The sequence below is a fragment of the Serratia sp. CY31944 genome, from assembly GCF_052169175.1.
GTDB classification, from domain to species: domain Bacteria; phylum Pseudomonadota; class Gammaproteobacteria; order Enterobacterales; family Enterobacteriaceae; genus Serratia; species Serratia sarumanii.
The window spans coordinates 60,467-72,625 of the sequence record NZ_JBJNLG010000016.1; the positions used below are offsets into that span (position 1 = coordinate 60,467).

Genomic DNA, 12,159 nt, shown 5'->3' on the forward strand with positions numbered 1-12,159 from the left:
CACCCAGAACCTTGACCTGACCGAAGTTTCACTAAATACTAGCCGCGACCTGGAAGCCCATACCATTATAAAAACCTGAATACATGAAATATATTATCGACCTCTGCGTGATCTATGACGCAAATGCGTGTCGTCTCCAACTCATTGATAACGATGAGTCATCGATACGGATATCCAATCCGGCCTCGCGCCTGTTAATTGAAATGCTGACTCATCCGAATATCCCATTGAAACGTGAGGTATTGATAAAAAAGGTATGGGAAGAGTATGGTTTTTCAGGCTCATCGATCAGCCTCAATGTGGCCGTCAGTGAAATAAGGAAAGCGTTCAAACTGCTGGGGAGAGAAACCTCCCCGATAAAGACCCTGGCGAAAGTCGGTTTTTGCTTTACCGCCATGATTGATATTTACCCATCACCGCAGGCAACCGTTAACGAAACTCCCCCTTCTTCCGCCTCAGTGCCGCTTTCGTCTTTCCCGTCGGTTGCCGAATCACATAACACGCCGCCGCAGAAACAGGTAAATATTCGCGCTATTGCCGCTATCTGCGGCGCATTTATTCCGCTGTTGTTCGTCGCGGCGTTCTATCCTGTTGAACCGCCTGATCAACCCAGAGAAAATTTAATCTCGTTAGGGAAAAAAGACCGCTGCACCTTGTATTCTCTGGATGCAGACAAGCATATTGATGACGAACTGGAAAAGCGCATGGTCAACCAGGCGCTAGAAGAGAGCGGTGTGGATTGTATAGCCAGTAAAGCGGACATCTATTTTTCCTCCGTAAAACACACGTTGACTTATAACACCTTCCTCGGTGTGTGTTATCTCGGCTCACAAGATCGATATACCCAGTGTGTTACCTACAAAATTCTCAACGGAAAATAAATGGCCGCATTGCTCAATCCCAAAATGCTGACTATCGGATTTTTGGCAGTGATTCTCTTCATTGTGCTGTTTCGCATTTTAACCCCCGCCGCGCCTGTGCATATGAATTGCCAGGCCGATACGATCACTAAAAAACGATTAGCTTCAGGCGATGACCTGGAATTAAAAGTGACGGGTAGTTTATTCATCTATGACGAACATCATGCCATGATCGTGCAGCGTGGGGACATCACCGTGAGAGGAAAAACCTACAGCCTGGATAGGAAAATAAACTTTGATATAAAGAGGTTAGATCACGGGTTTTACATGACCACCCACCGAGAAATCAGTAAAACGCCCGACGACAACGCGCCGGATGAGCTGACCCAGGAAATCCCCATGATCTCTCTCGGCATTAAGAACGGCGTTTTTTCGATGCGTAAAGCTCGGCAGGATGCGTACATCGTTCATGGCGTGCTTTTCCCGGTAACGCTATGCCGTTAACCTGAGAACAGAATGCCATAGAGAGACAGCGAAGGATCGCAACGGGGCGCGCTTATGGCAAACACGCCCCAGATACCGATTGGGGAGGAAGGGCTATTTTACCGACATATCCGTACGGACGATGCCATGGTTTTTCATCACCTCTTCCATGGTGAGGTTCTCATCATACGGCGTATCGTCCACCACGACGTCTTGCGGGCGCACATAAGGTTTGGTCGCGCGTTTGAACATCCACCACCACACGAATACCAGGAAAGCGCCGGACTTCAGAAAGATCATGGTCCATAGGGCGACTTGATACCAGTTCATCTCTGTCTCCATAAGAGCATTAAGCGAAATCGATAAGGCAGCGTTGTTTATCACCCCGGCGGTGCCTGACAGCAGCAGGCATCCGAGCAGCCAACCTTGATGACCGCATAATCTCACCGATGCGTGGCCCTTATCAATAGCCGATCGCGTTTCCTGCAAAAGCGCCTCGGTTTCTGCGCACGCAAAAACAAAAACCCCGTGCTCAGTGAGCACGGGGTCAGAATGTATGGCGGAGGAGCAGAGATTCGAACTCTGGAACGGTTTCCCGTCGACGGTTTTCAAGACCGTTGCCTTCAGCCACTCGGCCACCCCTCCGCAACGACGCGCACTATAAACAGACCTCATTCGCTTGTAAAGCCCGGGCGCGTTCAACCGCGCGAAAAATCGGCGAAGACGCAGCAAACGGCGAACAAACGCGCGTCCGCTCCTCCCTGCTGTTGCAACAATGATAACTAAGGGTAAAGATTGGTAAACAAACTTTAATCAAGCGCTTGCGCTGCCTATCATCGGGATTATTTTGTGATGGCTTGATAAGAGAGAGCATTATGGACCGCATTGTCGTCTCATCTTCTTCGCGCGACTCGCTGCTCAGCACGCATAAAGTCCTGCGCAACACCTATTTCCTGTTATCCCTGACGCTGGCTTTCTCGGCGCTGACCGCGACCGCCAGCACGATGCTGGGGCTGCCGGCGCCGGGCTTGCTGCTGATGCTGGTTGGTTTCTACGGCCTGATGTTCCTGACCCATAAACTGGCCAACAGCCCGGCAGGCATTCTGGCGGCGTTTGCGCTGACCGGTTTCATGGGGTATGCCCTCGGCCCCATTCTCAGCTCGTTCCTGAACGCCGGCGCGGGCGATCTGATCATGCTGGCGCTGGGCGGCACCGCAGCGGTGTTCTTCTGCTGCTCGGCGTATGTGCTGACCACCCGTAAAGACATGTCATTCCTGTCCGGCATGATGATGGCAGGTTTTGTGGTACTGCTGGTGGCGGTGATCGCCAACCTGTTCCTGCAGATCCCTGCCCTGCACCTGGCCATCAGCGCGCTGTTCATCCTGTTCTCCGCCGGCGCGATCCTGTGGGAAACCAGCAACATCATTCACGGCGGCGAGACCAACTACATTCGCGCCACCGTTAACCTGTACGTGTCGCTCTACAACATGTTCATCAGCCTGTTGAGCATTCTGGGCTTCGCCCGCAGCAACTGATCGCACGTTACACCAGCTTTCCAGGCCCCGCTCCGGCGGGGCTTTGTTTTTTGCGGCTGAAAAAATTTGCTAAACTGGCGGCCGTTCCGAATTATCCGTTATCGAGGCAGTATGTTGGAGTTTGAAGGTCAGGTTATCGACACTGACGCGCAGGGTTATCTGAAAAACAGCGCCGACTGGCATGAAGGGCTGGCGCCGCTGCTGGCCGCGCAGGAAGAGATCGTGCTCACCGAAGCACACTGGGAAGTGGTGCGCTTCGTGCGCGACTTCTATCAGGAATTTAATACCTCACCGGCTATCCGCATGCTGGTCAAAGCGATGGCGCAGAAATACGGCGAAGAAAAAGGCAACAGCCGCTATCTGTATCGCCTGTTCCCGAAAGGGCCGGCCAAACAAGCCACCAAAATCGCCGGATTGCCGAAACCGGTAAAATGCATTTGACCGCTCTGCCCGCAGCGCCGCTGCAGGCGAGCGTTTAATAACGAATGCCAAACCCGCTGTAATCAGCCAGGCCCTGCGGCTCCACCAGCACACGTTCGACGCGCGCGCTGCGCGGGCCGCCCTGTTTCAACCACTCCAACAGCTTGTCCACCTGCGCCTGTGTGCCGCAGGCCACCACCTGAACACTGCCGTCATCGAGATTGCGCGCATAGCCTGTCACCCCCAACGCCTCGGCCTGCCGCTGGGTGGAATAGCGAAACCCAACCCCCTGCACCACGCCATACACATACGCAGCAATGCAAACTTGTGTCATAATCGCCCCCTGTTATCTTGTCTAAAGAATAAGTATGTATTGAGTATAGAAACTCAATCAAAAGATAAAGAGGCAAGGAGCCAGAGGACAACAATTTCTATAATAGAGGCTTACGTAAAAAGTAGACGGCCGAGCTCCCTCGGCCGGGACAGACTTGCTATTTTTCGGCGGGTAGCCAGTTGGCCCTTTCTCCGTAAAAGAAAGAGTCGATAAATCTGCTTTTGCCACGCAAGCGGATAAATATGATGACCAGAGCGAAAATAATGGCCGTTACGCTGAGATAAAAACCTAACGTATCCTTATCGACCATTGCTCCGACAAGCAAAATGGGTAACACATGCCAAAGATAAATAGGTAGAGATACCTGCCCCATTTTGACCACAACGCCCTCAATTCTCAGCTTCAGGCGTTTACACAAACTCACCATCAACAGCAACAGCGCAGCATTAAATGCAAACCATGAGGCGGCATCCAGCAGTGCCCCGTTCGGTTCATAGTACCCTAATATGCCTACGACCAACGCGATAGCGAACAACGCCAGCGGGTTACCGTGAAAATTCTTATCCCCGACCAGGAAACCTAATAAAAAGAAGGAGTAGTAATAATAGAAACGCTTATCACCAATGAATTTCAGCCAGGCATATTGGTTTTCCAGCGTGTCGGCGTAACAGTACCAGACAATAGATAACACAGCGGAAGTGAACAGAAAGAAACCAATTAAGAAATTACTCTTGTAAATGACCATAGTATATAACACGAATATGATCACTGCTGGGATATACCAAAGATGATAGTAGGGGTAAAGAAATAGACCGATGAACTGCTTTAAACCTACCTCCTCTGAGGAGTAAAGAGAATAAACGCTGTAAACAACGAACGCCAACATATAAGGAATTATCATGCGCCACTGATACTTTTTCAGCACGCTAATCACGCCGCCATCAAGAAAATAACGCCGAACAAAGTAGCCCGTCACCCCTAGAAAAAGCGGCATATGGAAATAATATATTGCCCCACGCAAACCGACATCAGCGCTGCCTGGCAATAAATGTCCCACGATGACGAGCAAGATAAGCAACCCTTTCAAAAAATCAAACGACAAGCTTCTTTCTTTAGACATTTAAGAAAAATCCTAATATCTGCATAATAAACATCAGGTGCTCAATAACAGATTAAGTTAAGATTTTTGCCAATGAGAAAAACCCTAAAACTCACAAAAAACCTACAAATCACTTACAACTCCATCAACCAGCAGATAGATTTCCCTTCGTGAGACAAACGGAAACCTGTAGCCAATCACTCACAATCGTGCAAAAAAAACACTAACAATCAGTCGATTAAAAAATGGTGATTTTCAATCCACGTTCTTGAACGATGAGATTGCTTACTCACAAGAAAGTGCCGTCACCCTGTCATCGTTGTTCGCACCTGACGTCGAGCTGCCACGTGACAGCGCTATTCCGCTTTCAAGTTACAGACGTCTGCCCTATCATCACTTATGGGAGAGATGATAATGGTTTTTATTTTTCAAGTTTTCAATGGGTGTTGTAACATCTGAAAAATCAATCGACTTGCGAACGACTTTCGTTTTAAAACGATCATCGTATTCGACCTGAGCACTCTTTACCTTTAAGAGCATTTCAATCATTCTGTCCGCTTGATTACCGTCGAATCCAAAAGAGCGGTTGCCGTAAAATCGCTCACCATTAATCGACACAGAACCTGAATTAGGGTTGGCAGAGGGAGGGAATGAAATCTTATAATGTCCACCCTGGACAGAAACCTTTAATACCCCATCACTTATAGCATTTTCATCTTCAATAAAAACCCACTCGTTAGCGAATGCTATGTTAGCCGAAATCAAAAAAATGAAAAATAAAAAAAATCTCACCGGTACATTCCCTTTACGTTATATTGTAAAAACATCCAAAATCTTTTTTAACGCGAATAAAAATATAACTCTTCAGCCTTACTTTCTCTACCCCCTCCTGCCGAATACTGATGGCTATAGGCAACGAAGCACCTTCACACGATAATCAACGCACCGTCATCTCTGCTTCGCTATCATACACCCATTTAAGCTGCCATTTCTTCAGTTTGAAGGCTGCACTTTCTCTCTCTTCGGTGCGACGCCCGCAGAGATAACGCGATACAATCCGAGCCAACGCGGTAGTGAACGCTGTCAGATTCAGCTATGATGACGAACTTATTTTGGCAAACGCTTAATCCAGCCAATTAACCCATTGAATAAAAAGTAGTTTAACCATGCGCTTATATCTCGCCAAAGGACGTGAAAAGTCCTTACTCCGTCGCCACCCTTGGGTGTTCTCCGGCGCCGTTCAACGCGTTGAGGGCAAAGCCCACTCCGGTGAAACCATCGATATCCTCGACAGCCAGGGTAAGTGGCTGGCACGCGGCGCCTATTCGCCCGAGTCGCAGATCCGCGCACGCGTCTGGACCTTCCAGCAAGATGAAGAGATTAACATCGATTTCTTCATTCGCCGCCTGCAGCAAGCGCAAAGCTGGCGCGATTGGGTCGCACAGCGCGACGGTCTGGACGGATACCGCCTGATCGCCGGCGAGTCCGACGGCCTGCCGGGCATCACTATCGATCGCTTCCAGAATTTCCTGGTGCTGCAGCTGCTGTCCGCCGGTGCCGAATACCAGCGCCCGGCCCTGCTTTCCGCCCTGCAGCATTGCTACCCGGAATGCTCGATCTACGATCGTTCCGACGTTGCGGTACGTAAAAAAGAAGGCCTGCCGCTGGCACAGGGCCCGGTATTTGGCGATCTGCCGCCGGAACTGCTGCCGATCACCGAACACGGCATGAAGCTGCTGGTGGACATTCAGCAGGGGCACAAAACTGGTTTCTACCTCGACCAGCGCGACAGCCGCCTGGCGGCGCGCAATTACTCCGCCGGCCGTCGGGTGCTGAACTGCTTCTCCTACACCGGCGCCTTCGCCGTTTCCGCTTTGATGGGCGGTTGCGCGCAGGTGATCAGCGTGGATACCTCGCAGGCGGCGCTGGATATCGCCAAACAGAACGTCGAGCTCAATAAGCTGGATCTGAACAAAGCGGAGTTCGTTCGCGATGACGTGTTCCAGCTGCTGCGCAACTACCGCACTCAAGGCGAAAAATTCGATCTGATCATCATGGATCCGCCGAAATTCGTCGAGAACAAGAATCAGTTGGCCAGCGCCTGCCGCGGCTACAAAGACATCAACATGCTGGCGCTGCAGCTGCTGAATCCGGGCGGCATTCTGCTCAGCTTCTCCTGCTCCGGCCTGATGCCGACCGACCTGTTCCAGAAAATTTTGGCCGACGCCGCTGTAGATGCCGGACGTGATGTACAATTTATAGAGCAGTTCCGACAGGCTGCCGATCACCCGGTGATCGCCACATACCCTGAGGGGCTGTATCTGAAAGGATTCGCTTGTCGGGTGATGTAACTTGAAATGCGCTGCCCTGCCCCCATATATGAGCAAGGCATTGTTTCTCAGGAGGTCATCATGATTGCCAGCAAATTCGGTATCGGACAACAGGTTAGGCATAAACTGCTGGGGTATTTGGGCGTCGTGATCGATATCGACCCGGAATACTCTTTGGAACAACCCAAAGCTGACGAAATAGCGGCGAACGATGAACTGCGTTCAGCCCCTTGGTACCACGTGGTGATGGAAGACGAGGAAGGCCAACCGGTACACACCTATCTGGCGGAAGCGCAGCTGGATAGCGAAGCCCAGGAGGCACACCCCGAGCAACCATCGCTGGATGAACTGGCGGAATCCATCCGTCACCAGCTACAGGCGCCACGCTTGCGCAATTGACCGCGCCAAGACCTGAGAAACCCGAGAGGGCCCGGCATCGCGCCTGGCCCTTTTTATTTAGCGCTCCAACCCTAAGCGCGGGATTTCGATTTTCGGACAGCGATCCATCACCACACGCAACCCGGCCTGTTGCGCCAGCGCTGCCGCCTGCTCGTTAATCACCCCTATCTGCAGCCAGAGCGCCCTGGCGCCGATCGCTATCGTCTCTTGCGCCACGCCGTAAGCCGCTTCTGAATTGCGAAACACGTCAACCATATCCACCGGCTGCGGGATAGCGGCCAGCGTAGGGTAAACCTGCTGCCCCAGCAGCGTCTGCCCCGCCAGTTTTGGGCTGACCGGGATCACCTGATACCCTTGCGCCAACAGATACGCCATCACCCCATAGCTGGGCCGCGATGGGTTATCGCTGGCACCGACCAGCGCGATAGTTTTCACCTGTTGCAACAGCTCAACAATCTCTTGATCTTGCATCTTCAACTCCCGTTTATCACTGCGTCACTTTCCATTTCGAGTGTAACCGATCGGCATTCGTTCGGTTAAACGCAACGCAAGGGAAACTTCACCGCAATCTTATGGTCATAGGCTGTCGCGGTTCAGCTGCGCATGGTCATGTCTAATCGCGATAAAATATGTAAAAATGTAAACAAAATACCAGATTGAAAAATTTTGACACAACCTATGCCGTGTTCAACACTTAGCGTTACGCCACTTTATAAGGAGATAATGATGAAATTTGGTCTGGTGGTTGCGGCGTTGCTCAGCATCAGCATGCCTGCCGCGGCTACGACCCTGAAACTCTCCCCGGACATCGACCTGCTGGTGGTCGACGGCAAGAAAATGACAGGTTCGTTGTTAAAAGGCGCCGACAGCCTTGAACTGGATGGCGGGCAGCACCAGTTGCTGTTTAAAGTGACCAAAACCGTACGTTCCGGCCAGCATACGCAGGCCTATGCTTCCTTGCCGCTGGTTGCCACCTTCAATACGCAAAAGATCAGCCAGGTGGCGATCGAACTGCCACGCATCGAGAACGATCGTGATGCGCAACGCTTTGACAGAACGTTGAATTATCTGGTGGTCGATAAAGACGGCAACGCCCTGCCGTTCCGGCATGATGTGCTGCATCCCGACAGCGTCACCTTCAATACCGATTTGGAAAAGGTGATGACCGATTACAACCGCCAGAACCGCCCGGCCTCCGTTCCGAGCTTTGTTCAGGCGAACGCGGGCAATGCCTCAGCCCTCGCGTTGGCCGGCGCGCCGATAAACGCCCCGACGGTGACGTTGAAAGGTGAAAACGTGTCGGAACAAATGCTGCAATACTGGTTTCAACAGGCCGACAAGGAAACACAGAAGCGTTTTCTGCGCTGGGCCAATAAACAACCGATTCGCTGATCCCTCCCGGCGCCTTTCCCCGTAAAGGCGTCTTTTCTTCGCATTTTCAAGCGCAAACGCTAGGCAGTGAAAAACAGTTTCAGTAATCTGTCGCACATTCCCCGATTAGCGAAGGACACCGAGATGGAATTGACCACCCGCACTATCGCCGCGCGCAAACACATTGCGCTGGTGGCGCACGATCACCGCAAACAGGCCCTGCTGGAGTGGGTAGAAAGCCACAAGACCATTCTGGCGCAGCACCAGCTGTACGCCACCGGCACTACCGGTAATCTGATCCAGCGCGCCAGCGGCATTCCCGTCACCAGCATGCTGAGTGGCCCGATGGGCGGCGATCAGCAGGTTGGCGCACTGATTGCGGAAGGCAAGATAGACATGCTGATCTTCTTCTGGGATCCGCTGAACGCGGTGCCGCACGATCCGGACGTGAAGGCGCTGCTGCGGCTGGCGACCGTATGGAATATTCCGGTGGCCACCAACCGCTCGACCGCCGACTTTCTGATCGACTCTCCGCTGTTCAAAAGCGAGGTGGAGATCGCCATCCCCGACTATCAGCGCTACCTGCAAGACCGCCTGAAATAGTCCTCGCGGCCTGGCAGCCGCCAGGCCCAGGCTTACGGTTTTTTCTGCACCGGTACGCCAAGATCTTGCAGGTGTTCAACGAACACCGAAGGACGTTCACGATCCTGCAACAGCCACACCTGATGTTTAGCGCGCGTCAACGCGACATACAGCAGACGGCGCTCTTCGGCATCCGGGAAATCCTCCGGCTGCGGCAGCAGCACCTCTTCCAACACCGACTCGCGCGCCACGGCGGGGAAGCCGTCACGCCCATCATGCAAACCGGCGATGATGACGTATTCCGCCTGCTGCCCCTTGCTGGCGTGGATGGTCATAAATTCCAGATCCAGCTTGGGCCAGCGGGTGGCCGCCTTCGCCAGCGCTTCCGGTTTCAGATGATGGTAGCGCGCCAGCACCAGGATGCGCTCATCCGGCTTGGCGTAGCCGCTCAATTTATCCAGCAAGGGCTCCAGCTGCTCGTGCGGCAGGATCGCCACCGATTTTTTATTGCCCTTGCTCAGGCTGTTGAGCGGTTTTTTCAGCTGGTGCGGGTTCTGCTGCACGAACCGGTTGGCCACCTCGCCGATACGTTCGTTGAAGCGATAAGTGGTGTCCAGCGCGCACTGCGCCCCTTCGCCGAAGTGGGTGGCAAAAGCCGTGGTTAACGTCAACTCTGCGCCGCTGAAGCGATAAATCGCCTGCCAGTCATCCCCCACCGCAAACAGGCAGGTCTGCTTGTTCTGCCGACGCAGCGCCGCCAGCAACAGCGCACGCTGCGGCGAGATATCCTGAAACTCATCGACCAGAATATGTTTCCACGGGCTGACGAAGCGCCCCTTGTCGAGAATGTTAACCGCCTGATGAATAAGGCCGGAGAAGTCCACCGCTCCTTCCTCTTTCAAGGCGCTTTTCCAGGCTTTCAACAGTGGCGCCATCAGCCGAATGCGTTTCGAAAACAGATCGCGGATTTCTTCATCCGCCTGCTCAATCATTTCCGCCTGGCTGCCGCCGTGCATGCGCATCAGCCCCAGCCAGCGTTCCAACCGGCCCGCCAGCCGGTCCGCCAGGCGTTTATCCTGCCAGAAGTCGCCTTCCGGCACGTCCCATTCCAGCTCCTCGGTCAACCATTGACGCCACCCCTTCGCCTGGGTTTTTTTCTCTGCACATTGCTCGCGCCAATGGGCAATCAGCAACGCTTTGCGCGCGCTGGCATCGGTTTCCAACCGGCTGATGGCCGGGGCTTTGCGGCTGCCTTGTTGAATGATCTGCAGCGCCAATGCATGGAATGTTTTGGCCTGAATACCGACATCGCCCAAACGTTCTTTGATGCGATCATTCATCTCACTCGCAGCCTGACGGCCGAACGCCAACAGCAAGATTTGGCCCGGCTCCGCCTCCTGACGGCGCAGCAGCCAGCCGGCGCGCGCCACCAGCACCGACGTCTTGCCGCTGCCGGCCCCCGCCAATACCAGGACGGAATCCTCGCCGTTAACCACCGCACGGCTCTGAGAGTCATTGAGCGGTGAACTCTCGACGGTCTGGAAGAAGTCGTGATGTTGCTCCAGCATGCGATCGGTCCACTGCCGGTTGCGTTGGTCGACACTGCGTTGCCCCTGCTGCAGCCATTGCAGACACAGATGGTAATCAGCCCGGCAGTTATCGAATTCCTCCAGGCGCGCCACCGGCATTGGCAGCGCGGAGAAGGCTTCACGGATTTGCTGCTGCAGCTTGCCCAGCTCAGACTTTTTGAACCATTTATCTTGCTGCTCAATGCGCTGAATCTGTGCCACCTGCTGTTGCAACACGCCGGCACTGACCTCACTCATTTCGGCGCTCCACTGCTGCCACGCCTGCTGCAGATAGTGATAAAAACGCTGCGTTTCCTGCCACTCGGTGCCGTGCAGTCGCACCACTTTTTCGTCCGGCAATTCAAATTCCAGCTCGCCCCAGACGATGCCGCGCTTGCACCTGACCTGAATCAGTTGATTGAAGGGGATCAGGTATTCATGTTTTTCCCCGCTCACCTCAACGCCGGCGTGCAGCAACCGCACGCGGTTATAAGGGTGCTGAGCCAGGTGTTTCCCCAGCGATGTCGCTTTAAGTTCCATATCGTCGCGCCATGACTATGTTGAGATTAAATAACGGATATCTGCCAGTTTACCTGCGATAAGCAGTGGCACTCTAGCGCTAAAAAAAGGGTAGAATAGATTTTGCGTTTTTATCGTGAATACGCCCGCATCGCGGTTTGGCCAACATTAGAGCAGAATGACGTCTATGCGTACTGTACTGAATATTCTTAATTTTGTGTTGGGCGGTTTCTTCACCACGCTGGGTTGGCTCATCGCCACGGTGTTCAGCGTGCTGCTGGTCATCACGCTGCCGCTCACCCGCTCCTGCTGGGAAATCACCAAGCTGTCGCTGGTGCCGTTCGGCAATGAGGCAATCCACGTCGATGAGCTCTACCCGGAAAAAAGCAATGCGCTGCTCTCCGCCGGCGGCTCACTGCTCAACGTTATCTGGCTAGTGCTGTTCGGCTGGTGGCTGTGCCTGTCACACATCGCCGCCGGTATCGTGCAGTGCGTTTCGATCATCGGCATTCCGGTCGGCATCGCCAATTTCAAAATTGCCGCCATCGCGCTGTGGCCGGTGGGGCGCCGCGTCGTCTCGGTAGAAATGGCTCAGCAAGCGCGTATTGAGAATGCTCGCCGCCACTATCATCAGCGTTAATTTTTTCTCCGTTTGAGGA

Annotated in this window: 15 protein-coding genes and 1 tRNA gene; 9 read left to right on the forward strand and 7 right to left on the reverse strand. The window is 53.3% G+C overall.

Annotation, left to right across the window (positions count from 1 at the left end):
• Positions 1 to 83 precede the first annotated feature (83 nt).
• A complete protein-coding gene (locus ACJ8IN_RS16900) occupies positions 84 to 881 on the forward strand; it encodes a winged helix-turn-helix domain-containing protein (RefSeq protein WP_051917629.1) in 798 nt (265 codons plus the stop codon).
• Positions 882 to 1,364 (forward strand): hypothetical protein, encoded by a 483-nt coding sequence (locus tag ACJ8IN_RS16905; RefSeq protein ID WP_033654214.1) that lies wholly within the window; start codon positions 882 to 884, stop codon positions 1,362 to 1,364. It begins immediately after the preceding gene.
• A 93-nt stretch (positions 1,365 to 1,457) separates the two neighbouring features.
• Here the strand turns inward: ACJ8IN_RS16905 and ACJ8IN_RS16910 are convergent, their stop codons facing one another.
• Positions 1,458 to 1,673 carry a hypothetical protein gene (locus ACJ8IN_RS16910; RefSeq protein ID WP_016928277.1) on the reverse strand — a complete coding sequence of 72 codons (216 nt, stop codon included), beginning with the start codon at positions 1,671 to 1,673 and terminating at the stop codon, positions 1,458 to 1,460.
• A 227-nt stretch (positions 1,674 to 1,900) separates the two neighbouring features.
• A tRNA-Ser gene (locus ACJ8IN_RS16915) sits at positions 1,901 to 1,988 on the reverse strand.
• A gap of 230 nt (positions 1,989 to 2,218) precedes the next feature.
• On the opposite strand from ACJ8IN_RS16915, the gene yccA reads away from it, so the two are divergent.
• Positions 2,219 to 2,878 (forward strand): FtsH protease modulator YccA, encoded by a 660-nt coding sequence (yccA, locus tag ACJ8IN_RS16920; RefSeq protein ID WP_060424906.1) that lies wholly within the window; start codon positions 2,219 to 2,221, stop codon positions 2,876 to 2,878.
• Positions 2,879 to 2,989: 111 nt separating this feature from the next.
• Positions 2,990 to 3,319, forward strand: coding sequence for a sulfurtransferase TusE (gene tusE, locus ACJ8IN_RS16925; protein ID WP_004928095.1), 330 nt, complete (start codon positions 2,990 to 2,992; stop codon positions 3,317 to 3,319).
• Positions 3,320 to 3,353: 34 nt separating this feature from the next.
• Here tusE and yccX read toward each other — a convergent pair whose 3' ends face one another.
• The 3 genes from yccX to ACJ8IN_RS16940 form a co-directional block, all read right to left on the reverse strand.
• Positions 3,354 to 3,632 carry an acylphosphatase gene (yccX, locus tag ACJ8IN_RS16930; protein WP_033646563.1) on the reverse strand — a complete coding sequence of 93 codons (279 nt, stop codon included), beginning with the start codon at positions 3,630 to 3,632 and terminating at the stop codon, positions 3,354 to 3,356.
• Positions 3,633 to 3,789: 157 nt separating this feature from the next.
• Entirely contained in the window at positions 3,790 to 4,752 is a 963-nt protein-coding gene (locus tag ACJ8IN_RS16935; RefSeq protein WP_442519510.1) for an acyltransferase family protein, read from the reverse strand.
• Positions 4,753 to 5,124: 372 nt separating this feature from the next.
• On the reverse strand, positions 5,125 to 5,523 hold the full coding sequence (locus ACJ8IN_RS16940) for a hypothetical protein (protein WP_146224402.1): 399 nt from the start codon (positions 5,521 to 5,523) through the stop codon (positions 5,125 to 5,127).
• Positions 5,524 to 5,897: 374 nt separating this feature from the next.
• On the opposite strand from ACJ8IN_RS16940, the gene rlmI reads away from it, so the two are divergent.
• Positions 5,898 to 7,082 (forward strand): 23S rRNA (cytosine(1962)-C(5))-methyltransferase RlmI, encoded by a 1,185-nt coding sequence (gene rlmI, locus ACJ8IN_RS16945; protein WP_060420513.1) that lies wholly within the window; start codon positions 5,898 to 5,900, stop codon positions 7,080 to 7,082.
• Positions 7,083 to 7,142: 60 nt separating this feature from the next.
• Complete coding sequence (gene hspQ / locus ACJ8IN_RS16950; protein ID WP_033637900.1) at positions 7,143 to 7,460, forward strand: heat shock protein HspQ; 318 nt, start codon at positions 7,143 to 7,145, stop codon at positions 7,458 to 7,460.
• A 57-nt stretch (positions 7,461 to 7,517) separates the two neighbouring features.
• On the opposite strand, the gene ACJ8IN_RS16955 is transcribed toward hspQ, so the two are convergent.
• On the reverse strand, positions 7,518 to 7,931 hold the full coding sequence (locus tag ACJ8IN_RS16955; RefSeq protein WP_060429023.1) for a CoA-binding protein: 414 nt from the start codon (positions 7,929 to 7,931) through the stop codon (positions 7,518 to 7,520).
• A gap of 255 nt (positions 7,932 to 8,186) precedes the next feature.
• Between ACJ8IN_RS16955 and ACJ8IN_RS16960 the strand changes: the two genes are divergently transcribed.
• Both ACJ8IN_RS16960 and ACJ8IN_RS16965 read left to right on the forward strand, forming a co-directional pair.
• A complete protein-coding gene (locus ACJ8IN_RS16960) occupies positions 8,187 to 8,852 on the forward strand; it encodes a DUF2057 family protein (RefSeq protein ID WP_033637898.1) in 666 nt (221 codons plus the stop codon).
• Positions 8,853 to 8,975: 123 nt separating this feature from the next.
• Positions 8,976 to 9,434: a methylglyoxal synthase gene (locus ACJ8IN_RS16965; RefSeq protein WP_015377363.1), complete on the forward strand. Its 459-nt coding sequence runs from the start codon at positions 8,976 to 8,978 to the stop codon at positions 9,432 to 9,434.
• 32 nt (positions 9,435 to 9,466) lie between these two features.
• Here the strand turns inward: ACJ8IN_RS16965 and helD are convergent, their stop codons facing one another.
• Positions 9,467 to 11,521 (reverse strand): DNA helicase IV, encoded by a 2,055-nt coding sequence (gene helD / locus ACJ8IN_RS16970; RefSeq protein ID WP_060424908.1) that lies wholly within the window; start codon positions 11,519 to 11,521, stop codon positions 9,467 to 9,469.
• Between the two features lie 166 nt (positions 11,522 to 11,687).
• On the opposite strand from helD, the gene ACJ8IN_RS16975 reads away from it, so the two are divergent.
• Positions 11,688 to 12,140, forward strand: a complete 453-nt coding sequence (locus tag ACJ8IN_RS16975; protein WP_033637896.1) for a YccF domain-containing protein — start codon at positions 11,688 to 11,690, stop codon at positions 12,138 to 12,140.
• The last annotated feature ends 19 nt before the right edge of the window (positions 12,141 to 12,159 follow it).